25 protein-coding genes and 1 riboswitch are annotated in these 26,958 nt (G+C 35.9%); of the genes, 20 read left to right on the top strand and 5 right to left on the bottom strand.

Features of this window, described 5'->3' with window-relative positions:
- Window positions 1-79 precede the first annotated feature (79 nt).
- Window positions 80-877 (top strand): RDD family protein, encoded by a 798-nt coding sequence (locus tag ACS127_RS00125; RefSeq protein ID WP_440896445.1) that lies wholly within the window; start codon window positions 80-82, stop codon window positions 875-877.
- Between the two features lie 107 nt (window positions 878-984).
- Here the strand turns inward: ACS127_RS00125 and ACS127_RS00120 are convergent, their stop codons facing one another.
- Complete coding sequence (locus ACS127_RS00120; protein WP_440896444.1) at window positions 985-2,346, bottom strand: PFL family protein; 1,362 nt, start codon at window positions 2,344-2,346, stop codon at window positions 985-987.
- A gap of 14 nt (window positions 2,347-2,360) precedes the next feature.
- The gene (locus ACS127_RS00115; protein ID WP_440896443.1) at window positions 2,361-2,633 is read right to left on the bottom strand and encodes an ACT domain-containing protein; all 273 of its coding nucleotides are present in this window, start codon (window positions 2,631-2,633) and stop codon (window positions 2,361-2,363) included.
- A gap of 203 nt (window positions 2,634-2,836) precedes the next feature.
- Window positions 2,837-2,912: riboswitch (glycine riboswitch) on the bottom strand.
- 273 nt (window positions 2,913-3,185) lie between these two features.
- On the opposite strand from ACS127_RS00115, the gene ACS127_RS00110 reads away from it, so the two are divergent.
- From ACS127_RS00110 to ACS127_RS00070, 9 genes are all read left to right on the top strand, one after another.
- Entirely contained in the window at window positions 3,186-3,281 is a 96-nt protein-coding gene (locus ACS127_RS00110; RefSeq protein WP_440896442.1) for a putative holin-like toxin, read from the top strand.
- A 331-nt stretch (window positions 3,282-3,612) separates the two neighbouring features.
- A complete protein-coding gene (locus ACS127_RS00105) occupies window positions 3,613-4,350 on the top strand; it encodes an HAD family hydrolase (protein WP_440896441.1) in 738 nt (245 codons plus the stop codon).
- Window positions 4,351-4,604: 254 nt separating this feature from the next.
- The gene (gene gndA, locus ACS127_RS00100; RefSeq protein WP_440896440.1) at window positions 4,605-6,023 is read left to right on the top strand and encodes an NADP-dependent phosphogluconate dehydrogenase; all 1,419 of its coding nucleotides are present in this window, start codon (window positions 4,605-4,607) and stop codon (window positions 6,021-6,023) included.
- A 114-nt stretch (window positions 6,024-6,137) separates the two neighbouring features.
- Window positions 6,138-6,518 (top strand): RidA family protein, encoded by a 381-nt coding sequence (locus tag ACS127_RS00095; RefSeq protein WP_440896439.1) that lies wholly within the window; start codon window positions 6,138-6,140, stop codon window positions 6,516-6,518.
- A 1,283-nt stretch (window positions 6,519-7,801) separates the two neighbouring features.
- Window positions 7,802-8,353 carry an RNA polymerase sigma factor gene (locus tag ACS127_RS00090; RefSeq protein WP_440896437.1) on the top strand — a complete coding sequence of 184 codons (552 nt, stop codon included), beginning with the start codon at window positions 7,802-7,804 and terminating at the stop codon, window positions 8,351-8,353.
- Window positions 8,346-9,098 carry a hypothetical protein gene (locus ACS127_RS00085; RefSeq protein ID WP_440896436.1) on the top strand — a complete coding sequence of 251 codons (753 nt, stop codon included), beginning with the start codon at window positions 8,346-8,348 and terminating at the stop codon, window positions 9,096-9,098. Before ACS127_RS00090 ends, ACS127_RS00085 begins: the two co-directional genes overlap by 8 nt.
- A gap of 1 nt (window position 9,099) precedes the next feature.
- On the top strand, window positions 9,100-9,975 hold the full coding sequence (locus ACS127_RS00080) for an ABC transporter ATP-binding protein (RefSeq protein WP_440896435.1): 876 nt from the start codon (window positions 9,100-9,102) through the stop codon (window positions 9,973-9,975).
- A gap of 5 nt (window positions 9,976-9,980) precedes the next feature.
- A complete protein-coding gene (locus ACS127_RS00075; RefSeq protein WP_440896434.1) occupies window positions 9,981-11,243 on the top strand; it encodes a hypothetical protein in 1,263 nt (420 codons plus the stop codon).
- Between the two features lie 11 nt (window positions 11,244-11,254).
- Window positions 11,255-12,397, top strand: a complete 1,143-nt coding sequence (locus ACS127_RS00070) for a hypothetical protein (RefSeq protein ID WP_440896433.1) — start codon at window positions 11,255-11,257, stop codon at window positions 12,395-12,397.
- 211 nt (window positions 12,398-12,608) lie between these two features.
- Here the strand turns inward: ACS127_RS00070 and zwf are convergent, their stop codons facing one another.
- On the bottom strand, window positions 12,609-14,084 hold the full coding sequence (gene zwf, locus ACS127_RS00065) for a glucose-6-phosphate dehydrogenase (protein ID WP_440896432.1): 1,476 nt from the start codon (window positions 14,082-14,084) through the stop codon (window positions 12,609-12,611).
- Window positions 14,085-14,289: 205 nt separating this feature from the next.
- Between zwf and ACS127_RS00060 the strand changes: the two genes are divergently transcribed.
- The 5 genes from ACS127_RS00060 to ACS127_RS00040 all read left to right on the top strand — a co-directional run bounded on the left by ACS127_RS00060 (window position 14,290) and on the right by ACS127_RS00040 (window position 17,615).
- Window positions 14,290-15,054 carry a TIGR01457 family HAD-type hydrolase gene (locus ACS127_RS00060; RefSeq protein ID WP_440896431.1) on the top strand — a complete coding sequence of 255 codons (765 nt, stop codon included), beginning with the start codon at window positions 14,290-14,292 and terminating at the stop codon, window positions 15,052-15,054.
- 27 nt (window positions 15,055-15,081) lie between these two features.
- Window positions 15,082-15,309 (top strand): YdbC family protein, encoded by a 228-nt coding sequence (locus tag ACS127_RS00055; RefSeq protein WP_440896430.1) that lies wholly within the window; start codon window positions 15,082-15,084, stop codon window positions 15,307-15,309.
- A 68-nt stretch (window positions 15,310-15,377) separates the two neighbouring features.
- Window positions 15,378-15,860: a PTS sugar transporter subunit IIA gene (locus tag ACS127_RS00050; protein ID WP_440896429.1), complete on the top strand. Its 483-nt coding sequence runs from the start codon at window positions 15,378-15,380 to the stop codon at window positions 15,858-15,860.
- A gap of 405 nt (window positions 15,861-16,265) precedes the next feature.
- Entirely contained in the window at window positions 16,266-16,784 is a 519-nt protein-coding gene (locus ACS127_RS00045; protein WP_440896428.1) for a transposase family protein, read from the top strand.
- 12 nt (window positions 16,785-16,796) lie between these two features.
- Window positions 16,797-17,615: an ISL3 family transposase gene (locus ACS127_RS00040; RefSeq protein ID WP_440896427.1), complete on the top strand. Its 819-nt coding sequence runs from the start codon at window positions 16,797-16,799 to the stop codon at window positions 17,613-17,615.
- Between the two features lie 51 nt (window positions 17,616-17,666).
- Here the strand turns inward: ACS127_RS00040 and mreBH are convergent, their stop codons facing one another.
- Complete coding sequence (gene mreBH / locus ACS127_RS00035; RefSeq protein ID WP_440896426.1) at window positions 17,667-18,671, bottom strand: rod-share determining protein MreBH; 1,005 nt, start codon at window positions 18,669-18,671, stop codon at window positions 17,667-17,669.
- A gap of 398 nt (window positions 18,672-19,069) precedes the next feature.
- Here mreBH and ACS127_RS00030 point away from each other — a divergent pair, with 398 nt between their 5' ends.
- From ACS127_RS00030 to ACS127_RS00010, 5 genes are all read left to right on the top strand, one after another.
- Window positions 19,070-19,789 (top strand): lysophospholipid acyltransferase family protein, encoded by a 720-nt coding sequence (locus tag ACS127_RS00030; RefSeq protein ID WP_440896425.1) that lies wholly within the window; start codon window positions 19,070-19,072, stop codon window positions 19,787-19,789.
- 65 nt (window positions 19,790-19,854) lie between these two features.
- A complete protein-coding gene (locus tag ACS127_RS00025) occupies window positions 19,855-22,023 on the top strand; it encodes a sensor domain-containing protein (RefSeq protein WP_440896424.1) in 2,169 nt (722 codons plus the stop codon).
- A 309-nt stretch (window positions 22,024-22,332) separates the two neighbouring features.
- Entirely contained in the window at window positions 22,333-22,803 is a 471-nt protein-coding gene (locus ACS127_RS00020; protein ID WP_440896423.1) for a low molecular weight protein-tyrosine-phosphatase, read from the top strand.
- 29 nt (window positions 22,804-22,832) lie between these two features.
- A complete protein-coding gene (locus tag ACS127_RS00015) occupies window positions 22,833-23,120 on the top strand; it encodes a hypothetical protein (RefSeq protein WP_440896422.1) in 288 nt (95 codons plus the stop codon).
- Between the two features lie 29 nt (window positions 23,121-23,149).
- Complete coding sequence (locus ACS127_RS00010) at window positions 23,150-23,992, top strand: YihY/virulence factor BrkB family protein (protein ID WP_440896421.1); 843 nt, start codon at window positions 23,150-23,152, stop codon at window positions 23,990-23,992.
- A gap of 276 nt (window positions 23,993-24,268) precedes the next feature.
- Here the strand turns inward: ACS127_RS00010 and ACS127_RS00005 are convergent, their stop codons facing one another.
- On the bottom strand, window positions 24,269-26,245 hold the full coding sequence (locus ACS127_RS00005; protein WP_440896420.1) for a heavy metal translocating P-type ATPase: 1,977 nt from the start codon (window positions 26,243-26,245) through the stop codon (window positions 24,269-24,271).
- Window positions 26,246-26,958 lie beyond the last annotated feature (713 nt).

Below are 26,958 nucleotides of genomic sequence, written 5' to 3'. Positions count from 1 at the left end.
AGCCACCTTTTGGGTAGTAAATAATTGCTAACCCTAGTATAACGTTTTTTATTAGACATGAATAGAGGAGACATCAAATATGTTAGAGCAAGCTGAGATTAAAACACCGGAGTATGTGTCATTGAAGTATACCATGGCTGGATTAGGCAGTCGCGCACCAGCCTTTATCATTGATCAATGTGTGATCGGGCTATTATATTTAATTATTTTTCTGGGGCTATTTTTTAGTTTTGAATCCAGTTTGTTTAATTTAGTTTTAGATCAAGCCTTTTTATGGTTAATAGCCGGTGTTATCCTTTTAGTTTTTGCAATTGAATGGAGTTATTTTATTTTATGTGAATTTTTCTGGAAGGGTAAAACCATTGGAAAAAGAATATTAGGAATTCGTGTGATTCAAGACAATGGGCATCGAATTACCCTTCTATCTAGCATGATTCGAAATCTTTTACGGATCATTGATGAATTACCGGTAAGTTATTTGTTAGGCATTATTTTGATTCTTGTTCATTCGAAGCATAAGCGACTGGGTGATTTAGTTGCTGGTACGATTGTTGTTCATGATCAAGGTCTTGGGCGTAAAAAGAACAAAAAGGATCCGATTGAAAAAGTGATCAGAAGAAATAATTGGACAGAAGATACGATTCAATTTGATTCATTTTTGCTTGATCAAGTAAAGGAACGTGATTTTGAATTGGTCAAAACCTATTGTCAACGCTATTTAACCTTAGCAAACTACGAAAAAGACAAATTGACAAGGCAGGTAGGCGATATTTTATTACCAAAGCTTGCGATCGATCCTCAAGATCGTCAGGCAAGAGAAATCGAGCAAATTCTATTTGTCTTATATCTTAAATTGAGGGATCAATGGGATTATTAAGTGAAGGGAAAACAAAATGTAGTGGTTTGAGTTAAGTTTGCTTTTCTTCACATAAAAAGCTGATTTTCGTTCTATTTATTGAACGAAAGTCAGCTTTTTTATCAAACTTAATTAATCAATGATTGTAGTGGAGCGGGAATGCGTCCACCGCGTTTGATCATTTTTTCAGAGCTAAAGGGTTTGACACCAATGATCGGTGCACGACCAAGTAGGCCGCCAAATTCAACAATTTCGCCTTCCTTTTTACCGACCACAGGGATAACCCGAATGGCTGTTGTCTTTTTGTTAATCATGCCAATTGCCGCTTCATCAGCAATAATTCCTGCTAGTGTTTCTGGTGTTGCCTCTCCAGATAAAGCGATCATGTCGAGGCCGACAGAACAGACACAGGTCATCGTCTCAAGTTTGTCTAATGTTAATGAACCTTCCTCAATACCGCGAATCATCCCATTATCTTCACTAACGGGAATGAATGCGCCACTCAGACCCCCGACATAAGAGCTTGCCATTGCTCCCCCTTTTTTGACTGCATCATTCATCAATGCGAGGGCAGCAATCGTCCCATGTGTTCCCACACTCTCTAAGCCAATTTCTTCAAGGATTTCTGCCACACTATCGTTCATGGCATTGGTCGGTGCTAAGGATAAATCCATGATGCCAAAAGGAACATTTAGCCGATCTGCTACGACACGCCCTAATAATTCCCCAGCTCTAGTAATTTTGAAAGCTGTTTTCTTAATCACATCGGCTACTTCACCCAAATCAGCATCAGGAAATCGTTTTAAAGCATTAAGCACAACGCCTGGTCCGCTTACACCTACACTTAACACAGCTTCACCTTCACCACTACCATGAAAAGCGCCAGCCATAAATGGGTTGTCTTCAACAGGATTACAGAAAGCAACGAATTTCGCACAACCAATACTTTGATTATCCTTGGTTAATTCGGCTGTTTCTTTAATAATTTCACCTAATTGCTTTACTGCATCCATGTTGATCCCTGCACGTGTTGAGCCGATAGAAACAGAACTACAGACACGATCAGTCGTTGCAAGTGCTTGGGGAATTGCATTTAGCAGGGTTTGATCACTATTCGTCATCCCTTTATGAACGAGTGCTGAGTAGCCACCAATAAAATCTACACCCGTTTTTTTAGCTGCTTGATCGAGTGTTTGTGCTAATTCAACGGCTTGTTCAACAGTCGCATCACCTAGTATCTCTGCAATTGGTGTAATCGAAATCCGTTTATTAATAATAGGAATTCCATATTCTTTTTCGACTTGTTCGGCAACAGATTTAAGATTGCCAGCATAGTCGGTAATTTTTTGATAAACCTTCTCTTTGACTGTTTCAAAATTACTATCCGCACAATTGCGTAAGCTAATGCCCATCGTAACTGTTCGAATATCGAGACTTTCTATTTCCACCATTCGTATCGTTTCTTGAATTTCACTATGAGCGATTGCCATCTAAATTCCTCCCTTTAAATCCGATGCATTGCCTGAAAAACATCCTCAAGTTGAATACTAATCCTTAAATTCATTTCATCTTCAATCGTTTCGAAGGCTGCTAATACATGTTCTAGTTGATTTTGTTCGGCAATATCAACAATCATCATCATTGTAAAATAGTCCTGTAAAATCGTTTGACTAATGTCATGGATATTCATGTTAAAGTCCGCCAATACATTTGTCACACGAGCAATAATCCCAACTTGATCTTTCCCCACTACTGTTACAACTGCGCGTTTTTGCATCCTCATCACCTCATTATATATTTTCGAAAAAAATAACTAAAAAACTGACTTATATTCATTCTGTTGAACGAAAACATTAGTTTTCATTATTCTTAAGACACTAAAATATTTGTTATGTTGAAATTTTATCCATTACTTAGTGTATAAAAAAAGATTGGAGCTTTTCCCCAATCTCAGTGACAACATTAATGCCGATCTTCATTATGTTGTCTTCTGTTCTTTTACCTGAGATTATGAATCCTTCGGTGCCGCCAAAGCGAGCTCTCCAGAAGTTGCTCCTATTATAGTGTTATCCATAATATTCATTGCGACTATTTAGTTATTAAAGAAATCCTATCAGTATTTTTGGTAAACGTCAATAAGAGAATCAAACAGAGGCTATTAAATATCAGAAATTTCACATAACTCGATAAAATAATGTGAAGCTATGATAAGTCATTAGTCACAATTTTTAACCAAAACTAGAACATTAGTTCGCATTATGTTATGATCAAATAAGATAACGTTCTGTTCAGGTGAGGTCGGCTAACCCTAACTAAAGGGGTGATGCCTATGAGTATTTATGAAATTTTCATGGTGCTATTTGGTTTTGGTACCCTTATCATTTCATTACTCGCTTTAATTGTCGCAATGATCAAACAAAAATAGACCTCCCTATTTGCCCAACAAGTAACTAGGTGAGGTCTATCCTACGATAGCCGAACCCACTGGGGGAACCGCTTATCTTAAGGTCACAGTTCCTGCTGTGACCTTTTATTATATGATCCAACTAATCTCATTATAACATTTGATCTGAAAAATGTATATCAACACTTGAATTTTGATTGCTCGCAGTTCTATCAGTAGGGCTAGAAATAAATTCCCTATATGAACGAAGTTTCACTTTATTAAGGTTTACGTTTAAATAATAATCCCTTTCATTTCACCTTATTCCTTGATCATGCTATCATTTAAGTAATAGTCGAGAGGGGGAATTTATATGGGAAAAGATATTAAGCTGGTTGCCTTAGACTTAGATGGAACAGTTGCTCAATTCAATGGGCATTCGGTAAGTGAAGAAACAGTTGAAGCGGTTCGGCAAGCTCAGGCGAAAGGAGTGGAAGTTGTTATTGCGACGGGGCGCAGTCGGAGGACAAGTTTAGAAATTGCTGAAAAACTTGATGTCCATTATATGATTACCCTAAATGGTGGGGAAATATGGACGAGATCTGGTACGTTGCTAAAAAGTCAACCTTTTGATCAGACGACAGTAAAGGAGATTTTTAGGATTCATCAACAATATCCTTCTTTCTTTTGGTTTGTCTCACATGATCATATTTACCGGAATGAATTACCAGACAATTATTTAGAGCGGGAATGTTTGAAAGTTGGTTTTGACGTTCAGGATGACAAGATTAGGGAGACAAAAATGCAACAGCTCACTTTAATAGATACGGTAGAATTAAGTAACTCAAGTTTAACGAATATGGAGCTAAATCCCAAAGGTGTGCACAAGGCTAGTGCGATTCAATTTTTACTAGATGATTTGGGTCTACATTTTGATCAAGTTATGGCTGTTGGTGATAGTATGAATGATTTTAAAATGATCGAAGCAGCTGCAGCAGGTGTTGCGATGGGAAATGGACAAGATATTGTTAAAAAAATGGCCGATTGGGTGACGGAATCCAATGAGGATGACGGTGTTGCTGTTGCGATCAGAAAGTTCATTCTAGAATAATCTCTAGATCAGAACTAATCGAATTTTCAGAAAAATTGGATTGTCGTCAAATCCTTATAGTGAAAGCCTTAGCTTTACTTATACGATCGTCGAAGAAATATAATACGTAGATAGTGCAAAAATTCGATTGCATCCTTATCTAATCTGTTATAAGTTATGTATATGGAATTGAACATCAGCAGGGAAAAGTTGCGAAATAAAATTTTTCCACGTATGATAGAACAAGAATTACATAGAAAAAGGAGCTAAAAAATATGACGAAACAACAATTTGGCGTCATTGGTTTGGCAGTTATGGGTAAAAACCTAGCCTTAAACGTAGAAAGTAGAGGCTATTCTGTTTCGGTGTTTAATCGCACCTACAAAAAGACAGAAGATTTTATTGAAAATGAGGCAAAGGGAAAGAATTTCCTAGGAGCAAAGACAATTGAGGAATTTGTGGATTCTTTGGAAAAGCCTCGTAAAATCATGTTGATGGTTAAAGCAGGCGGAGCAACAGATGCAACGATTGAATCATTAAAACCACTTTTAGATGACGGAGATATTTTAATTGATGGTGGAAATACTTTTTATCAAGATACAATGCGGCGGAATAAAGAATTAGACCAATCAGGAATCCATTTTATTGGGACAGGTGTATCTGGAGGAGAAGAGGGCGCACTTACAGGTCCTGCAATTATGCCAGGCGGGCAAGAAGAAGCCTATCAACATGTTGCACCTATCTTTGAAGCCATTTCAGCAAAGGTAAATGGTGATCCATGTGTGACTTATATTGGACCCAACGGTGCAGGACATTATGTAAAGATGGTGCATAATGGAATCGAATACGGTGATATGCAACTCATTAGTGAAGCTTATTTTATGCTAAAGCATATTCTTGGGTTATCAGCTGATGAACTGCATCAAGTTTTTTCAGAATGGAACAAAGGTGAATTGGATAGCTATTTAATTGAGATTACAGCTGATATCTTCACTAAGGCTGATGACGAAACAGGTAAACCGTTAGTAGATGTTATCTTAGATACAGCTGGACAAAAAGGAACAGGGAAATGGACGAGCCAAAGTGCTTTAGATCTTGGTGTGCCCCTCCCTGTTGTGACAGAATCTGTCTTTGCTCGCTTTATCTCTGCAATGAAAGATGAACGTGTTAAAGCTAGCCAAATCTTGCGTGGTCCATCAGCTCAAGATGCGCCATATGAAGGAGATAAAGATGAATTGATTGAAGCGATTCGCGAAGCACTCTACATGAGTAAGATCACTTCATATGCACAAGGATTCGCTCAAATGCGTGCGGCATCTGAAGAGAATGATTGGAACTTAGACTATGGTGCGATTGCGATGATCTTCCGTGGTGGTTGTATTATTCGTGCTCAATTCTTACAAAAAATCAAAGATGCTTATGACCGTGATCCAGAACTTGCTAACTTGATGCTTGATGAATACTTTAAGGAAATTGTTGAGAAATATCAAACATCATTACGTAAAGTGTTATCAATTGCTATGGAGCGTGGTATTCCAGTGCCTGGCTTTGCAAGTGCCTTAGCTTATTTTGATAGTTACCGAACAGCGACTTTACCAGCAAACTTACTCCAAGCACAACGTGATTATTTTGGAGCTCATACGTATCAGCGTATCGATAAAGAAGGTATATTCCACACCGAATGGATGGAATAATAAAATTTACAAACACGGCTCAGAAAATGGGCCGTGTTTTTGAATTTAGCATCTTAAGACATCTAAAATTCCAATAAAACAAGGTATGATTGATAGAAAAAGGAGGTATAAATGTTGGTTAGAAAAACGTATCATTCAGAAAATATTATGGCATCTGGACCGTACTCTCATGCGGTAGATAGCGGTGAATATATTTATCTATCGGGACAAACAGCAAGAAACAGCTTAGGAGAAGGGAAGCATGTAACAAGTATTGCAGAACAAACTCAAGAGTGTTTTAACAACCTTTTTGAAGTTTTAAACGTTGCTAATTTAACTTCTGATCATGTTGTTAAGGTAAACGTGTATCTTACAAGTATGAAGTACTTTGAAGAGATGAATCAAGTTTACGAGGAACAATTTGAGGAACCCTATCCTGCTCGAACATGCATAGCCGTATTAGAATTACCTTTGGGTGCAGATGTTGAAATTGAAGTTGTAGCCAAAAGAGATTGATGAGGAATAGAGGGTATACTTGATTTGGTTAGTTAACGTTGGTTTAATAGGATTTGGAATGATTGAAAAAGGCTTAAAATGATATCGTTCCTTGCCTGAATCCCCGCCTTGTATGTTTTAAAACGTTTATTATGTGTATTTTTTAAGAAGGTACTCTGATAATTTCCTGCCTAAAATTATTGTTACAGTTGCTATTTTAAAACTCAAATATAAAAAATATTTAAATGAATAAATTTCATAATTACCAAAAACACTCCTTCACTCCAATATGTAGTTAAGAAAAAATCTTCGAAACTACATGTTGGAGTGATGTGCCAATAAATCAGGATTATGACATTCACTAAAGTATTAAATTTTTATTATACGCTTTTCTTAATGAGAAACGTATTTTTTTCACGTTAGGAACGTATAAAATTTTAGCTCAGAAGTTGTTTGATGAAGCAGAAATTTTAATGTCCCAAGTATAAGTAAAACGAATGCTTTTGCTCAATAGGACGAGCGAAAGCAAGTTTTTCTAAAGTAGATAAGAAAGTATAAAATTTAGAGGAAAGAATACTTACTTAATGACAAAGTCAGTTCCTGTTTTTATGTAAAAAGAGCAGAAACATACCGCAACATGACATATACTCGCTTTCCATGGGCACGGCTTCAGCTAACTAAGTCAAGTAAAGACCGCTTGCCTTAGTGGATCTTCAGCTCGTGCTGGGGCTGCGGTTACTCGCCCCACCGAAAAGACTTGTTCCCATAGGACAAGGAAAGCTACGAAGCAATACATCGCACGAAGAAAATAGATCTTTATTTTCGAGGAGTCTCGCATATGTCCTGTTGCTAGAGAGTTGACTTCAACCAAGATAGTAAAAAGGCTTATTTCCCGCTTACTAATTGCCGTTAAAATTTTATTACAGATAACCCGTCCGTAAAACTCCCACCTCAAAATAGAGAAAGAAAATGAATCTATATAGGTGGGAGATCAGGTGAGCTAATGTCCTGATTCACTCGGGCCAACATGATGTTGGTCACACAAGCGTTTTCACAAATGTTGTCGGTGGGACGAGTAATCACAGTCCCAGGAGGTGACGGTTTTAGTCTGCGTTCCCCTAGCTCCCACTGATTGAAGTTTCGTTTTATTCAAAATCGGAAAGCATTTAGCAATGAAAACTACAATTTAAAAAGAAATATGACCTTTTTGAAAAATTAATGCTGAATTATCCAAACTATTATGGAACTTATTACGAATATATCTATAGGGTGGTTGTCATCATTGAAAAGTAAGCGGTGGAAGTATGAATAATGAAGGAATTTGGATTAAAAAAATACAGCGAAATACTAGTGATCTAGCGGCTAATAAACTTGTTAATAAATATTACAAAGAAATTTACGCCTTTGTTTTTAAGCAAACCCTTAATCGGGAGTTGTCGCTAGATCTCACACAGGAAATTTTTATTAGCGTGTTAAGGTCGCTTAAAAATTACGATAGCAAGAAAGCATCGTTTCGGACGTGGCTTTATAAGGTAGCATCGAATCGGCTTGTTGATTATTACCGATCGAAAAGCTACAAAGATACGAAACAATTAGAACCAATCGAGGATTATGAATTTACAAGTGAAGATGATTTAGCGATTTCGCTTGAGTATAAAGAAGACGTTGAGAAGGTCACTACATTTGTTAATGAACTCGATGCTGGAGCACAGCAAATCATTCGATTGAAACTTTTTGGTGAGTATACCTTTCAGGAAATTGCGCAGATGGAAATGATTCCAGAATCAACAGTGAAAACGAAGTATTATGCTGTCTTGAAAAGAATTAGAAAACGAATGGGGGGTTACGATGAATAAAGAAAAATTAACGATTCCTTTACCGAATGAACAGACGATTCAGCAGCAAATCGACCATATTGTCGCTAGCGGTATGAAACGTAATGAATCATTTTTTACTTTTGTAAAATCAATGTATCAGCAAGTTGGTATGAGGGATTTATTTTCCGATCGTTCAGAACTTATATTTGTGTTTATTACTGCAATGACCTTACTGTGCACTTTTTTTATTAGACCAGAGTCAGCCCAAGCGGATGACTTATATGGTTTTATCTTTCTTATTTCACCAGCTTTATTTATTGCTTTATCGGTATTTACCTATGCAAATAAAATTACAAATGCAACATATGAAGTTGAAATGGCGTGTAAATATAATGTTTATCAAATCATTGCATTTAGGATGCTTATATTTAGTGTACTAGCGATTTTGGTCAATTCGATTACCATTTTATTTTTTGTGATGACGTATGATGATGTGCAATTTTGGCGGGCATTTATGATTTCCGTAACAGGATTATTCATATTCTCAGTTATATTCCTATATACGTTGATGAAACGGCGTACTACCATTGCTGTAGTGATGATCGTCATGGGTTGGACGGCTGGAAATATCCTTTTAAGATATATGAATCATGGGCTGTATTATAACATACTTGAAAACATTCCCTTACTTGTTTATGGGATTGTGCTGATCGGCTGTATACCGCTTCACATACACTTATTAAAAAAATTAATTAATTTTAAACAGGCGGAGGGAGTTTTGTAGCATGATTATTGTAAAAGACGTGAGTAAGCACTATGGAAATTTTAATGCCCTAAACAATATTAATTTGGAATTTACAAATGGGGTATACGGACTGCTTGCCCCAAACGGTGCAGGAAAAACAACATTGATAAAAATGCTTGCCACCTTAATTGCCCCGAGTAAAGGAGAAATCTTTTACAATGGTCAGAACATCTTGACGATGGATGAAGATTATCGGGAATTGCTCGGATATTTGCCACAGCAGTTTGGTTTTTACAAAAATTACTCACCGAAGCAATATTTGCTGTATTTGGCTGCATTAAAAGGAATGGAGAAAAAGACGGCAATGGCAATCATTCCGGAGCTGCTGGAAAAAGTCGCCTTACGCAAAGTGATGAATAAAAAGCTACGAAAATTTTCGGGAGGAATGATTCAGCGCGTTGGAATTGCACAAGCACTTTTAAATGACCCGAAAATCTTGATTTTGGATGAGCCTACTGCCGGATTAGATCCAAAAGAACGTGCCCGCTTCCGTCATCTGCTTTCTGATTTGGCACGGGACAGGCTGATTATTATTTCAACACATATCGTATCGGATATTGAATCGATTGCAAATGAGGTAATCATGATTAAAAATCAACAAATCCTTTATAAAGAATCGGTAGCAAGGATTTGTAAGTCACTTGATGGCCATGTTTTCGAAACAACGATTCCTTTCGAACAATTGGAGGCATTTAGAAAAAGTTATATGATTCTATCGGAAAAGCAAGAACAGGACGATATGCGGATACGTTTTATTCATAAAGGCGAGATGGAAGGAGAATGGAATCCAGTAATCCCCAATCTAGAAGATGTCTTCTTGTACGAATATCGAGATGAAATGCAGAGGGAAGTGTAAAGTCGATGAGAATTATTTTTCATGAATGTAAAAAGGCATTCATATCGCCAGTCTTAATAGGGTTAATTCTCTTATTTATGGTATTTAACATCTATTTGATTTTCAGTCATTCCTACTTTAAAGAGGAATTAACGGTCGCGAATGCAATAGCAAGAGACTATGGGACTAAAATTACCCCTGAATCATTGGAAGAATTTAAACAGGATCAGCAGAAGAACCTTGTACAGTTACACCAAATTACTGGAAAGCATACGGAACAGGAATTCAGTAGTATCAATGAATTTCTAGATAGCTTGCCACCCAGTGACTATGACATGTACAGTGAAGCAGAGTGGGCTATTTTTAATCAATTAAATGTCAGAGAACTATATTTGAATATGGCAGAAAATATTGACAGCGAGTATGCACAACTGGATTGGGAAAAGATTGCAGAGGATCGAGTCGAAATGTACGGTCTGAGTGGAAAGGCTGCAGGTACATTGAAAGAGGAATACGAAAAACTTTCCAATCGGTTCGAGGAAGTGCAAGAAAAGGAGGAACATAGCGAATGGTTTTTTATCGGGCAGCAATATAAAATGCATAGTTTTCTATTTCGAACAGTGTTTAGAGATTTGATTTTTGAATCCTTAATTTTAATAGTGTTAGCAACCGCTCTACTTACCAACTATGAGTTTGAAAATCGCACACAGCTTATTACCTATTCAACAAAAAGAGGCCGAAATTTAATGAAGGATAAGTTTGCTGCTTCCTTATTGACGACGACGGTAATTACCGCTTTATTGATGGGAATGACACTTCTTACCTATTTTTCAGTATTCGATTACTCGAATCTATGGGGAAGTTCGATTAGCAGTGCATTTAACTGGGAGTACGATTTGCCGTATGTTTCCTGGTGGGATCTATCATTTTTGACATTCTTACTTTGGAGTATCTTACTTGTGTACGTGTGCATGTTGCTCTTTACAATCATTGCCTTTGTCATTGCTTCATTTGTAAAAAACAGTTACTTTACTTTCTTTCTTTTTGCAATCTTTTTCGGGATAACTTTTATCATACCGGACTATATGCCCCTATCGTCAAATGGGCTTTTCATTTCCTTATTTACGCCCGTATCGCTCGTGGTGAATCCTCATCTGTTCTTTATGGGAAGCATTGGGCTGACAATGTTTAAGAATTATGAATTAATGACTGTCAGTGTTTGGACGGTGATTATGATTGCTTTACTTATCTTTGGTCTTAAAAGGTTTAACAAACTAGAAATTCATTAAGGAGAAGTCTTATGCGGATTCTGTTATATGAAATAAAAAAGCTGTTCACATGGAAAACACTAGTCTTACTTATTTTTGTAAATGGGATTGTATACTTTCTTTTAATAGAATATGATATTAATTATTTTCCCTCTAGCGACGGTCAACATGGTGTTTCGTATAAAATTGGAGTAGAGATGGTAAATAAATACGGAGCTAATTTTTCTGAAGAGGAATTTTCAGATTTTAAACAGACCTATGAAACGCGGGTGGAAGAAGCCAATTATTATTTACAATCTAATCAAGAGTCTACGCATGCAGGAATTTTAACATATGGAGATTTTGGGAATATGGATTGGGATAACGAAGTACACAGTGACTTAAGCGACCAGATTATGTTTGACGACAATGTTGCTGTTTTTTGGGAACTGCAAGAGAGAACGAGCTTAATTGACTTTTATGAGAGTAAGGAAGAGAGCTTAGATTTACAAAAAAGCAAGGCAAATGCCAAACAAAAGGTGCGCTATCAAGAGTTGGCAGATGCCGGGCATTATCAAGTCTATACAGGCTATGTGTTAGATAACTTTAAAAATTTTATTTCTAATGTCACCATTGCGATTATATTGAGTGTCGCGTTGGTCATATCGCCAATCTATATAAATGATCGTTCTAGGAGCTTACTTGATTTACAGTATACAAGTAAAAAAGGCAGAAATCTTTATAAGACAAAAGCTATCGCAGGTTTGATTTCTGCTTTGTTTGTTATAACAGGCTTGCTTACTTTTTATCTGAGTCTTTACTTGCTAAATAATATATCCATGTTTTTTGATGTGCCAATTTATCTATTTATTGGGTCTTATTATTGGTATGATCCGACGTTTTTCCAGTACATGATACTGTCGATAGCAGGTATTTACATTCTCAGCATTGTTTATACTCTTTTAGTCATGTCTTTTTCAACTATTGCATCGAACTATATTGTTCTAATTGGTATACAAATTCCAGTCGTTATCGGAATACTTGCTTTTGGATTAAATTATGTAGTGACAAATATCATTAGTCTTTGGCTGCCACAATGGTTTGTTCCAACCTCGTATAGTACGTTGCTCGCAGTCAGTGTGATATTTATGATACTTTTATGGAGGCGAGAGAAGAAAAGGGATATTGTTTTATAAGTAAATCTCTGAACAAAATACCTGTAACTGGAGCGGGTGAGTGATGGATAATAGAAGTAAACGATCTCATTTGGCTCCTATCAAAGGGATTAGGAAATTATTTAGACTACCCTTACAAAAACAAGAAGTCCTGCACACACAAATCACGAAAGTCGTGCAGAAATCAAAAAAGCTTCAGATTCAATCTAAATAGAATCTGAAGCTTAATCATTTAGTTCTTTACTTCCCACCAGTGAAAACCATCTTTAGCTAATAATTCATCAGCTTGATCTGGCCCATTGGTCCCAGAAACATAGTTTGGAAAGTCTGCTGTTTCTTTTGACCAAGTGTCGGAAATGACATCAATAAACTTCCACGATAATGCAACTTCATCTGAGTGGACAAAGCTTGTCGAGTCTCCATTTAAACAATCATTTAGTAAGACTTCGTAAGCTTCTGGACTTTCAAGCCCTTCATCTGCTTTATCATAGTGCATAGAAATAGGTGTACTCGTCGTATCATAATCTGTTTTTTTAGCATTTAAATGTAAGGTGATCCCTTCATCCGGTTGAATGCGAATGACAAGTAGATTCGGATCAATGGTGTCCCCTTTGTCTTTGTATAAATTAATCGGCAAATCTTTGAATTGAATCACAATTTCAGTTGATTTCTTTGCCATTCGTTTCCCTGTTCGAATATAAAAAGGAACACCAGCCCAACGGAAATTATCAATCATGAATTTACCGGCAACAAAAGTTTCAGTGTTTGAGTCTTCATCAACACCATTACTATCACGGTAACGATCGACAGTAAGGCTATCAATTTCTCCTTTATCATATTGACCACGGACGAAGTAATCATTAACGTTTGTTGGATCTAATGGACGCAGACTGCGTAAAACTTTAACCTTCTCATAATGGACTTCATCAGGATGTAACTTTGCTGGTGGTTCCATGGCGATTAATGAAACCATTTGGAGCATGTGATTTTGTACCATATCACGAAGAGCACCTGAATCATCATAATAACGACCTCGTTCTTCAACACCGAGTACTTCACTTGATGTAATTTGAACATTAGAGATATATTGGTTATTCCATAATGGTTCGAATAAAGCATTGGCAAAACGCACAATTTCAATATTTTGTACCATTTGTTTTCCTAAATAATGGTCAATTCGATAGATTTGGTCTTCCGAAAAAGCTTGCCCAATCTGATCATTAAGTTTTTGTGCTGTTTCTTGATTGTGACCAAAGGGTTTTTCAATGACAAGCCTTGAAAAGCCGCTATTGTCTGTTAATCCTTGTGATTTTAAATTAGCTGCAATGGGTCCAAAAAAGTTCGGTGCCATAGCCATATAGAAAATACGATTTCCACCAGCTTCATACTTTTGATCAAGTTGATTGATGAAATTATCAAGCTTTTGATACTCTGATAAATGCTGGGCATCAAATGGATTATAGTGAAAGTGGGAGGCAAATTCATCATGATCAATGGGATCCTCTTTGAAGTTTTCGATTGATGTTTTAACATTATTACGAAAATCCTCGTTTGTTAAAGGACGTCTTGCAACCCCAACCACTGCAAAATGTTTAGATAATTTTTTATTACGATATAATCGATACAGTGATGGATATAATTTTCGGTTAGCTAAGTCTCCAGTCGCTCCGAAAATAACAAATACTGTTTTAGGTGTTTGACGTGTCATTTACTTTAATTACCTCTCTTTAATATTAAATTTAAAAAGAATATGTTATCATTCCCTATAGATAACATATCACTTTAATCCTTTTTAATAAATTATTTTACATTATTCGTGTAAAAAAGGTATAATCTCTATGTTAGTTATGTACTATCTTATCATGTATTCAGAAAATAACAAATAATTTTAAAATTTAATTTGGGGGTAAATGATGAAAAAATACAAAAGTTATTTGATTGATCTAGATGGAACAGTTTATAATGGAACTGAAAAAATCCCTGAAGCCGTCCAATTCGTAAAAGACTTAAAAGAACAAGGGCTCCCATATCTCTTTTTGACGAATAATTCAACGAAACAGCCACGTTTTGTTGCTGATAAGCTAAAGGGAATGGGAGTTCCAGCTGAAGAAGAAAATGTCTTTACCTCTAGTATGGCAACAGCAACGTACATAGCTGAACAAGATCCAGATGCTCGAGTATACCCAATTGGCGAGGAAGGATTAATTTACGCTCTAGAAGAAGCCGGTTTAACGATTACTGAAACGGCTGTTGATTACGTTGTGATGGGTCTTGCACGTGATATCACATATGAGCAGTTGACAATAGGTGCTTTAGCTATTCGTAACGGAGCAAAATTTGTTGCAACAAATGGTGATGTTGCTCTACCTACTGAACGGGGCTTTTTACCAGGTGCTGGTTCGTTAGTGTCCGTTCTTTCAGTTACGACAGGTGTAGAGCCAAAATTTATTGGCAAACCTGAATCGATTATTGTTGATCAAGCGTTAGCAGTGCTTGGGACAAGTAAAGAAGAAACACTAATGATCGGTGATAATTATGCGACAGATATTTTAGCAGGTATTCATGCAGGCATTGATTCATTACTTGTGTTCTCTGGTGTTACAACGAAGACAGATTTGGAGAATATCGTTGAACAACCAACATATACCATTGATTCACTCAAAAACTGGTCTATATAGTTAGGATAAACAGGAGGTTAATTAATAATGGCAGAAATTAACTATGAAATCATCAAACATATTGGTGTGCTATCTAAAGCAAAATCAGGGTGGACAAAAGAATTAAATCTTGTATCATGGAATAAGCGTGAGGCAAAATATGATTTGCGAGATTGGGCACCGGACCATGAAAAAATGGGAAAAGGCATTACCCTTTCAAATGAGGAATTACTGGCATTGAAAGAGTGTCTAACAGAAACGGACCTTAATCTTTGATAAATGCTTAAAGCATTTAAATAATGGGTATAAATAAATTATAGAGAAAATTTAGGAGGAAATGAATAATGTTTAAAAAATTATTTAAAAAAGAAGAAAGTAATGAAGAAGTAGTAGTTTCACCAGTTACCGGAGAGGCTGTTGACGTGACAGAAGTACCCGATCCAACTTTTTCAGAAAAAATGATGGGTGATGGGATTGCAATTAAGCCCTCCGAGGGACAAGTTGTTGCACCTGTGAGTGGAGAAGTCGTTAATTTATTCCCAACCAAACATGCGGTTGGAATCAAGTCAAAAGCAGGCGTAGAATATTTAATTCATATTGGATTAGACACTGTTATGCTTGATGGAGAAGGATTTACAGCTCATGTTAAGCAAGGTGATCAAGTGAAAGTTGGTGATCCACTTGTAACTGTTGATCTTGACTTTGTTGCTGAAAAAGCAAAAACGATTACGCCGCTTGTGATTACAAGTGAGGTTGGCTCAGTTGAGAAAGATATTAACAAATCAGTTGTAAAAGGTGAAACAACTATTTTAACGGTTCAATTATAAATAAACAAGCTTGGATAAAATAAACTATTCCGGTTGTACAATATATAGCGTTGGTGAGTAAAAAAACAGAACTCATTGACGCTATATTTTTATTTAAATATTTTATGATTTGTCTCATTTATAACTCACGTTATAAACCCGCAGTTAGCCGAACCTTCGCGTTCCATGGGCACGACCTCAGCTAGCTAAGAAAAGCTTAAAAAGCTTTTCTTAGCGGATCTTCGGACGCGTGCTGTTCCCATAGGAGTCTACGGTTCGGCTAACTGCTAATCATCAAATCGTCCGATTTGTCGCAGATCAATTTGTGATGGATGATTCATATTTTTAAATTTAAATATAGAAAACAAGTGAGTTTCCCTTTAGAATTGAAGTCGACTAAAACCATAATCCTGAGAGGGAACTCACTTGTCTACTTGTAATGATATAAGATTTCTGATCGATGTTCAAGATGAAAACATAACTTCTTCATCTGGTTGTGTGATACCCAGTGAATACAACGGGAAACCATGTAAATTTATTAGTGGTGAATTGACCTATGACCCAACCCATTGTGGAAAGTGTGGGATCAAGAATGAAAACTACGTTGTGATTAAAAATGGAAAACAAACGTCTAGGATTACCTTGCCAATGACGGGTACCTCATTAACCTTTCTTAAACTAAAGAAACAGCGTTTTTTCTGTAAAGCGTGTCGGAGTAGTTTTACGGCTAAAACCTCAATTGTTGAAACAAGCTGTCATATTTCAAATCAATCAAAGGCGATGATTATTTTGAAAAGCGGTGAAGCACAGTCTATAAACTCACTTTCTAGAGATTGTTCTGTATCTTGGCACACTGCTCAACGAGAGATTGATAAAACAGCACCATCCATCAAGCACCATCACCAGGCATTACCCGAAAATTTATCATTTGATGAATTTAAATAGGCAAAAGGATTGATGGCCTTTGAATATATTAATACTGAAACAGGTGATATTTTAGACATTTTAGAAGCGCGTACAAGCCGTGTGATAAAAAATCATTTTATCGCCAACTATAGCCTTAATGACCGTCGACATGCCAAAACAATCACCATTGATATGAACGCTAGCTATGTTCATGTCATTCAAGAGATTTTCCCTCGGGCTGAGATTATCATTGACCGTTTTCACTTAGTTCAATTGATTAATCGATCAATGAATAAAACACGTGTGAAAATCATGAATCGATTCAAGACATCAAATCGTGAGGACATGAAAAAATACCGTCGGCTAAAGCGATACTGGAAGCTCATATTAAAAAGTGAAAGGAAACGATCTTCTACAAATGACAAATATTATTCTTTGTTTGGGCAACGGCTAGAGAAAAGTATTGTTGAAGAAATGTTAAACTATGATCCTGAGTTAAAAGCAAATGATGAACTTTATCAACGTTTATTAAAGGCGATTGACATGAACCTTTTTAAAGGATTAGAAAGTGTATTAAAAGAGCGAAGCTCTTCTCTTATCTCTAGTCACATGAGAACAAGCTTAAAGACGTTAAGAAAGCATCTCCCTTATATCAAGAATAGTTTTACGTATCCATATAATAATGGTCGAATGGAAGGAATAAGCAACAAGATTAAGGTACTAAGTAAAGTAGCGTATGGCTATCGGAACTTTTATAATTATAAAAAACGCATTATGATCCATTTCAAATTCAAAGCAATCGAAACAAAGTCATTAAATAATAAACAACTAAATATATGTTGGCTAAAATTCCTCACCAACGTTACTTGACGTAGAACCACTATTCCCCTGTCAAGCGGACAGGGGAATCGTTTTCGTTAATTATCCAAGCTTTTTAAATTTACTCATTTGTTTAATGGATTCAGCTGTTCCGATGGCAATTGCATTTAGTGGGTCACTAGCTACTCGAACAGGGACAGAGAGTTCCTCTTTTAACCACTCTTCCATTCCACGAAGTAAAGCTCCTCCACCTGCCAAGGTAATGCCTTGATCAACAATATCACCACTTAACTCTGGTGGTGAGTCTTCAAGTGTTTCATGAATGGTACTTGCAATACTTTCAAGTGATTCACGAATGGCCTCTTGAACTTCTAGAGAGGTGACGGTAATTTCCTTTGGTAATCCAGTGACTAAATCACGACCACTCACTTTAACCGACAAGGGTTCGTGGTCAACAAGAGCATAACCTATTTCCATTTTAATTCGTTCAGCTGTTTGATAGCCGATTAACACGTTATTCTTTTGACGAATATAGTGAACAATTTCCTCATCCATCTTATCACCAGCGACACGAACAGAGTGTGAAGTAACAATGCCACCATATGAAATGATGGCGACTTCGCTTGTCCCACCACCAATATCAACGATCACGCTACTAATTGGTTCACTAATGGGTAAGCCAGCCCCAATGGCAGCAGCTACGGGTTCATCAATTAAATGAACTTCTTTTACCCCAAAGCTTTTGACGGCATTTTCAATCGCGCGTTTTTCTACTGCGGTACTTCCAGATGGGGCACAGACAATCACGACTGGTTTTCTAATCGATCGACCAATCTTTCTACTTGCTTTACGCAAAATAGCTTTAAGCATTTGTGCAGCAATATCATAATCCGCAATTACTCCTTCACGAAGTGGGCGAATTGATGTAATATTTTTTGGTGTTTTTCCGACCATGTCTTTTGCCTCATGTCCAATGGCCACTAATTCATTTGTACGAGTATCGACAGCGACTACTGACGGTTCGTTGAAGACAATTCCTTTTTGTTTTGAATAAACTAAAATATTTGCAGTACCAAGGTCAATACCAATTGCGGTGTGATTAAACATTATGTTTTTCCTCCAGTATAAATTCTATGTTGTTAATGACTGTTTATTTCATTTTAACGAGCAATAATAGTCCCTTTCCAAGTGTTCCAGACGAGCTGAGAATGTTATTAAAAAGGGGGTGACTATCGAAAACGGTGATTTCAAGGACATTATAATGAGGCAATCTATAAGGACATGTCCTTGGATATTAGCAATTGATGAAAAGGATAAGAACTCTCATCAATCAAAGATTGACTAACTAAATCTTTATTTTGTGATGACAAATATTATAGCATGTTTATTTGCTCAAGAGCAAAAGTAAAAAGTACCAGCAAAAATGATTTTTATTTTTCTCGTCTCGCATATGATGTGAAAATCATATATAATAGACATGTTAGTTCGAACTAAGAGGTGGTTTTATGAAGACAGTATTTATTTATCTCTATGCTTTTATTTTAGTACTCGGCAGCTTACCCAAATTACGCCAGGCCAAAAAAATCCCAAGCGAACCCTATGCTGAAAAAGCCAAACAAATTTTTAAAACTCCCACTCAAATTTCAAAAAAGGTTATTGCAAAAACAAAATCTTCTGTGACGGTAACGGGTCTAGAGCGAATTCCAGATCAACCGGTCCTGTTTGTTGCTAACCATCAAGGTATATTTGATATTTTAGTATTATTAGGTTTTTTAGAAAAACCAGTTGGTTTTATCGCCAAAACAGAAATTATGAAAATCCCGATTATCAATAAGTGGATGACAGAGTTAAAGTGTGTATTTATTGATCGTTCCAATCGCCGCGCAGCTATTAAAGTCATTGATGATGGAATCGCTAGTTTAAAAGCTGGTCAATCCATGGTTATCTTTCCAGAAGGAACAAGAGGCGAAGGTCGAAAAATAGAACCATTTAAATCAGGGAGCTTACGTTTAGGAACTCGAGCCGGTGTACCCATTGTGCCAGTTGCAATTGATGGAACTTACCAATTGTATGAAAAAAATAATAAAAAAGTTCAGCCATCCAAGCTTACTTTAACCATTGCTGAGCCAATTTATCCAGAACAATATCAAGAATTGAAACATAATCAATTAGCTGACAAACTTCAACAGATTATTACTGAAATCTTGAACGATAAAAATAAATAAGCTGAGAGGTAATAGCGTCAAATTTATTCTATCTGAAATAGACTTTTTTGTAGAAAGGTGAAATAATGACGATAAATCCAATCGAAAAAATTCAAGTATATAATAAAATCAAGAATTCATTAAATAAATTTTATCAGCAGCCGACAGATGAAACAACAGAAGAACTGACGACAGAGCTATATGAGTATATAACAGCTAACATACATATTAACGATCAACTAAAAGAAAGAATCAGTCATGCTTTCCAAATGATAATCATTGATGCGGAAGGTTATATGACTTATATCGATACATTATTTTGTCAAAAGCTTGGTTATCAAAAAGATGAATTGCTTCAACATCATTATCGAGTTCTTCATGCTGGAGTACATAATGCTGATTTTTACAAACAAATTTGGGAGACCATTAAAAAAGGGCAAACATGGATTGGTGATATTTGTACGCAATCAAAAACAGGCGAGATATTCTGGTTCAGAACGAATATCATTCCAAACATCGACCCAAATGGCGATTATCCATCTTTCTCGGTATTTAGAACAGATATTAGTGATGTAAAATACGATGATAAACATCTTGTTGAAACGCTAGAGGATGATTACCGTAAATTATTTAGTCAGCTGATGAATTTAACTTTTCGTGTTCAACAGCACAAGGAAACAGAAAAATACCGTTTTCGATTGTTTGAAGGAAAGTTAGCTAAGAAAATAATCAATACAACCGAACAAATGAATAGTGAGCAATTAGAAGATACCTTTTTCCATAGAAATGAAGCTAATATTACTACATATTTTGATCAAGCTTTTCGAGGGGAAGAAGTTATTTTTAAACATCATTTGAAAAACTTGTCGCTTTATACAATGTTGTCGCCTATTTATGAAAATGATGAAGTCATTGAAGTAGTTGGTTCATCCATTGACATTACTTCACTTGAAAAAGCTGAAGCACAGGTTAAACAATTGGCTTATTATGATTCATTAACAAAATTGCCAAACCGAACCAAGTTTCGCGAGGATTTAAAGCAAGCTGTAGAAAATGGTAAGGACCAGCCATTTGCTGTTTTGTACTGTGATATTGATCGGTTGAAATATATTAATGATACGCTTGGTGAAGGTATAGGCGATCAAGTGATTGAGATCATATCAAAACGAATCCAGTCTGTTTTAGGTAAGCGTGGCTCAGTTTATCGTTATGGCGGCGATGAATTCTGCCTAATCTTGAGGCTTACTAAACAAGATGTTAAACGAATAAGTGATCAGATACTAATAGAGATTAAGCAACCCATTTCTACTCAAGGAAATGAATTCTTCGTGACCTCTTCTATTGGTATTAGTTACTATGGTGACGATGCTTGGGAAGATGAAGAGCTGCTTAATCATGCAAGTATAGCTGTTCACTATTGTAAGATGAATGGTAGAAATAGTCGGCTTTTTTATACAGCCAAAATGAATGAAATGTATCATGATATTCTATTGTTAGAAGCAGATATTCGAAAAGCATTGAAACGTGAAGAGTTCAATCTTCATTATCAACCTAAGCTAAATGTGATAACAGGAGAAGTAATTGGTTTAGAGGCTTTAATACGTTGGAACCATCCGGTGAAAGGTCCCATTTCACCAGCAACATTTATTCCAATTGCTGAAGAAAGTGGGATTATTACTCAAATCGGCGAGTGGGTGATTAGAGAGGCTTGCCAACAACATATGACTTGGGTTGAAGAAGGTTTTGATCCCATACGAATTGCTGTAAACGTTTCAGCTATTGAACTACAGAGGTTCGACTTTGCCAAACAAGTGGCACAAATTATTAAAGAAACACAGATGGATCCAAGTTATTTGGAAATCGAAATTACTGAAAATAGTATTATGGAAAATACTGAGGATTGCATTCAAACAATGAATACTTTACGTCAAATGGGAATCTCACTCTCAATCGATGATTTCGGGACAGGTTATTCTTCATTCGGCTATTTGAGAAAGTTCCCGATCAATTATTTGAAAATTGATCAATCGTTTGTTAGGAGTGCTTTAATTGAACCAAGTAGTGCTGAGATTGTGAAAGCAATGATTCAACTCGCTCATACCTTTGGGCTAAAAGTTGTCGCTGAGGGCGTTGAGGAGAAAGAGATCCTTTCTTTGCTCCAAGAGAATCACTGTGATTATTATCAAGGCTATTACTATAGTAAACCCGTACCAGCTTGTGAATTAGAATCTGTTATCTATGGTAAAATGGCATAAAATAAAAAGGTCTAATTGATAATAAATAACCAATTAGACCTTTTTAATTGGGCTTGAGATTTCTGAAACAGAAATACGACAAGTCCCAAACATGGTGAGCGGGCATTAACAATAAGTTTTAATTGAGAAACAGGTCTTGAGTGATTCTTTTTAAGCAAATCATTAAAAGCTAACAATGGTTTGGGTGGACTGCTAAAGTTCTAGTGCTTGCCTGACCTACATCAGACAGTTTTAATCTTAACTGCTCAAAGATTCATTTCAACAGATTTGCTATAATGGGTGTAAGATATGAGAAAAGGTGGTATAGAGATGATAAAGGTTTTATTTATTTGTTTAGGGAATATATGTCGATCTCCAATGGCGGAGGCTTATTTTAGACATTTAGTTAAAACAGAGGGGTTTGATGGACAAATTTCTGTTGATTCAGCTGGGACTAGTTCTTGGCATGAAGGAAAACAACCTCACCAAGGTACACAGGATAAATTGCAAGAAAAGGGTATTTCGTTCGATGGTATGAAGGCAAGGCAAATTGTGAGTAATGATTTTAAACAGTTTGCTTATATTATTGCAATGGATGATCAAAACTTGTCTAATTTGGCGAATATCCGGCCAGAAATAACGTATGCTAAAGTAGCTAAATTAATGGATTTTGTTGAAGAGGAGATAGGAACAAATGTTCCAGATCCATACTATACCGGTGACTTTAATGAGACTTACCAGCTGGTAGAGTCAGGCTGCCGGGCACTATTAGCAACGATCAGAATAGAACATCACATTTAATTGGATAAAAAAAAGGAGCTGTGTCTTAGGTGAAAAGAAGTCTATTTTGTCAAGCAGTCACATTGGGTGCATGTGTGAGCGGAGTTGTATGTCTTTTATCGACCAAAGGACGTCAAAGTGTAAAAAACAAGGCGACTGAAATCAAACGATTAACGAACAATGTTGTCAAACGTCCTTATACAACGTCTCTTCTAATGGAAAGTAAACTTGAAACAGCAACAGTATTTGCTTTCCAAAGATTAGATCTTATTCATGATTTAGCTAGCCAAGCTGAGAAATTACTGGATCAGCTTGATCGACAAAAAATAAATAAATAGAGTCAAAAGAATGGAGGCCAAGATATATTATGGCTAAGTTTAATTTTAATTTTGATTCGATTAAAAAATTTTTGTTAGATATAATCAAACGTTTTTCGGGAGATGAAGTAACAGCTTTATCCGCCCAGTTATCTTATTTTTTCTTGCTATCATTATTTCCACTCTTAATTTTTTTAGTTTCTTTAGCTGCATATTTACCAATTGATTATCAAGAGATTCTCGATATGATGAGCACATATGTGCCGGCTGAAGTTGTAGTTATGATTGAAGACAACTTAGATCATGTTTTAGATGCCAGTGGTGGTGGCTTACTATCATTCGGTATAATTGGTACGATATGGTCTGCTTCTAACGGCATTAAGGCAATTATGCGTGCACTGAATAAAGCATATAGTGTTGATGAAAATCGTTCCTTCTTGTTTGGACGCGTGATCGCCATTTCATTACTTATTTCTATGCTTTTACTTATTGTTGTCGCACTATTATTACCTGTTTTCGGTCGAATGATCGGGATTTATATCTTTTCCTTTTTTGGAGCTAGTGAACAGTTTGTGACGGTTTGGAATGCATTAAGGTGGATTATTTCATCATCTATTTTCTTTATCGTTTTTCTTTATTTATACAAAATGGCTCCTAATATAAAAGTGTATTTTCGTGACGCCATTTGGGGGGCCTTATTTTCAACGATTGGCTGGCAAATATCCTCGTTAGGTTTTTCCTATTATGTCAATACGATGGGGAACTATTCTGCTACCTATGGCAGTTTAGGGGTTGTTATCGTCTTAATGATCTGGTTCTATATTTCAGGTATTATCATTATAACTGGTGGAGAAATTAATGCGGTCGTAGCAGATAATAGAGGAAGAAGATAAACTAAATACTAATAAAAAATTGAATTCAATCAAAAAATCAGCGGAAGTAAATGGACCGCTGATTTTTTGATTGTCTAAGAAATTATAAAACGAAACCCGTTGTTGCCCCGAGTTTTACGGACGGTTAGCTGTGATAAAATTTGTCTTTGCAAGTAACTATTTGTTGAGAGATAGGTCACGTCCGGCTCCGAGTGCCCAGCAACTCGCTCAGGCTTCCCTCAGTTTACGACACGGCGTCGCAGTTTTAACTTGTCAGGGCGCTCTGCGCTTTTGCTCTTATTTTAAGAGTCGTAAACCATTGAGAATCACTAAGATTGTACTTCCTTCATGACCAATCACACCAAGGGGTAGATTGATTATTTGAAGGAAATTTGAAATGATTAATAAGATAATTACACTAATAGAAAAAAACACATTTTGCTTAATGATTCGATTCATTCGCTTGGATAATTGCTGGGCATGAATTATTTTGGCTAATTGATTTTTCATTAAAACAATATCTGCTGTGTCTAATGCAATATCAGTACCTGCTCCCATCGCCACACCAATGTCAGCTGTTGCAAGTGCAGGCGCATCGTTAATCCCATCACCAACCATCATAGTTGTTTCATATTCATCACTTAGTGTTTTCAAAAAAGTGACTTTGTCATCGGGCATACAGCTTGCTACATAATGATTAATCCCAGTTTCTTTTGCTATTGCTGCAGCCGTATCCTGATTATCTCCTGTTAACATCACTGTATGAATATTATTTTTCTGAAAGATTTTCATGGCTTCAATGGTATCTGCTCGAACCTTATCTTTTAAAGCAATAATGGCAACAATCTCATCGTTACGAGATACATAGACTAATGTTTTTGCTTGGTTAGTAAGCTGTTTGATCTCTTGGCTATACCAGCGGTCACCGCTATTTTCCATAAAGATTTTTGGGCTGCCAACCATCCATTTTTGACCGTCAATGATTGCATGAACTCCTTTTCCTGTTTCTTCAGTCATTTGAGTAGTGGTTAGTGATATATCTAATTCAGTCTCAGCAAATGTTTTCGAATAAGCTACAATTGCTTCTGCCAGTGGATGAGAAGATCCTTTTTCAATATGCGCTACAGTGTGGACAATCTTGTTTTTTTGTTCACCTTCTTTTATTAAGAAATCAGTCACTTTTGGTGTCCCGGCAGTTAAAGTTCCCGTTTTGTCAAAGGCAATTGCATTGACCTGTGCTAAGTTTTCTAAGTGAATCCCGTTTTTAAATAATATACCTTGTCTAGCTCCATTTGAAATAGCAGAAAGCATAGCAGGAGTTATGGAAGCAACCAAAGCACATGGAGAGGCAACCACCAGTAAGATCATGGCACGATAAATGGTATCGATCCAACTCCAACCCAACAAATAATGTGGAAGGAACATCATTAAACTAACAATGATAAGAACCGTTTTAACATACACATTTTCGAATCTCTCAATAAAAAGTTGGGAAGGCGATTTTTCATTTTGTGCGACCTTGACCATGTTCATAATTTTTTGCATCATAGATTGGCTGGCTTCTTTAGTTACTCTAATGGTTAAACTCCCACTGGTATTCATTGTTCCTGAAAAAACATGATCATTGTCAGTTTTCGTAACAGGGATAGACTCGCCAGTTAATGCACTTTCATCAATCGATGATTGCCCTTGTTGGATAATGCCATCCGCAGCAATCCGCTCGCCAGGTTTAATAAAAATAAGATCACCAATGACTAAATCATCGACAGAAATAACCTCTTCGACACCGTCTGTTATTTTTATAGCTGTATCAGGTTGTAATTGCATCAGACCCGATAAATCACGTTCGCTTTTTTGCATCGTGTAGGTTTCCATCGCCCCAGATAATGAGAAAATAAAGATAAGAATGGCTCCCTCAGTCCAATAACCGATTAGAGCTGACCCAATCGCTGCTAGGATCATTAATAATTCTACATTTAGTGTTTTATTTGCCAAGGTATCTGTTATTCCTTCTTTTGCTTTCGCAAACCCACCAATAATGAAAGCTGTACTATTAATGAAGATCCAAACTGGAACAGTAAAATAATCACGAAAGATCCAAGCCAATAAAATAATCACACCACTTAATAAGGCTGCAATTAATTCAATATGTGTTTTAAAAAAAGTAAATGACCTTTTAACTAATTGAGAATGATTCTGGTTATTATTTATAATATTTCTAATTAAAATACTCACAATTAAAACAACTCCTTTGTAATTGAGAATAATAATCATTAATAACTAGGTATATTGATTGTTTTATGGTTTTTATCTATTTGGTTAAATTAAAATAATTATAATTAAATTATAACATGATCATAAAAAAAGACAATCAATTTTTCAATAGTGTATTTATTCATGTTACTAAAATAGATGGATAGGCCCTTTTGTGTTATATAACAAAAATTATTTTTTTAATAATACAGCAGGCATTTTTCTTGCTTTCAATAAAAAGAATTGTTATTGTATTAAACAGATAAAAATACTATAGATTAAGGGGGAATTAATGTGTTTAAGAAAAAAATAGCTTTAATGTTATTGTTAGTTGTTTTATTGTTAGCTGCTGTTTAATACAATAACAATTCTTTTTATTGAAAGCAAGAAATGCCTGCTGTATTATTAAAAAAATAATTTTTGTTATATAACACAAAAGGGCCTATCCATCTATTTTAGTAACATAAATAAATAAGCTATTGAAAAATTGATTGTCTTTTTTTATGATCATGTTATAATTTAATTATAATTATTTTAATTTAACCAAATAGATGAAAAACCATAAAACAATCAATATACCTAGTTATTAATGATTATTATTCTCAGATTTACAAAGGAGTTGTTTTAATTGTGAGTATTTTAATTAGAAATATTATAAATAATAACCAGAATCATTCTCAATTAGTTAAAAGGTGATTTACTTTTTTTAAAACACATATTGAATTAATTGCAGC

The organism is Amphibacillus sp. Q70 (genome assembly GCF_052055485.1).
GTDB lineage: Bacteria > Bacillota > Bacilli > Bacillales > Amphibacillaceae > Amphibacillus.
The sequence above is the reverse complement of the archived record's forward strand: the minus strand, read 5'-3'. Positions and strand labels throughout refer to the sequence as shown.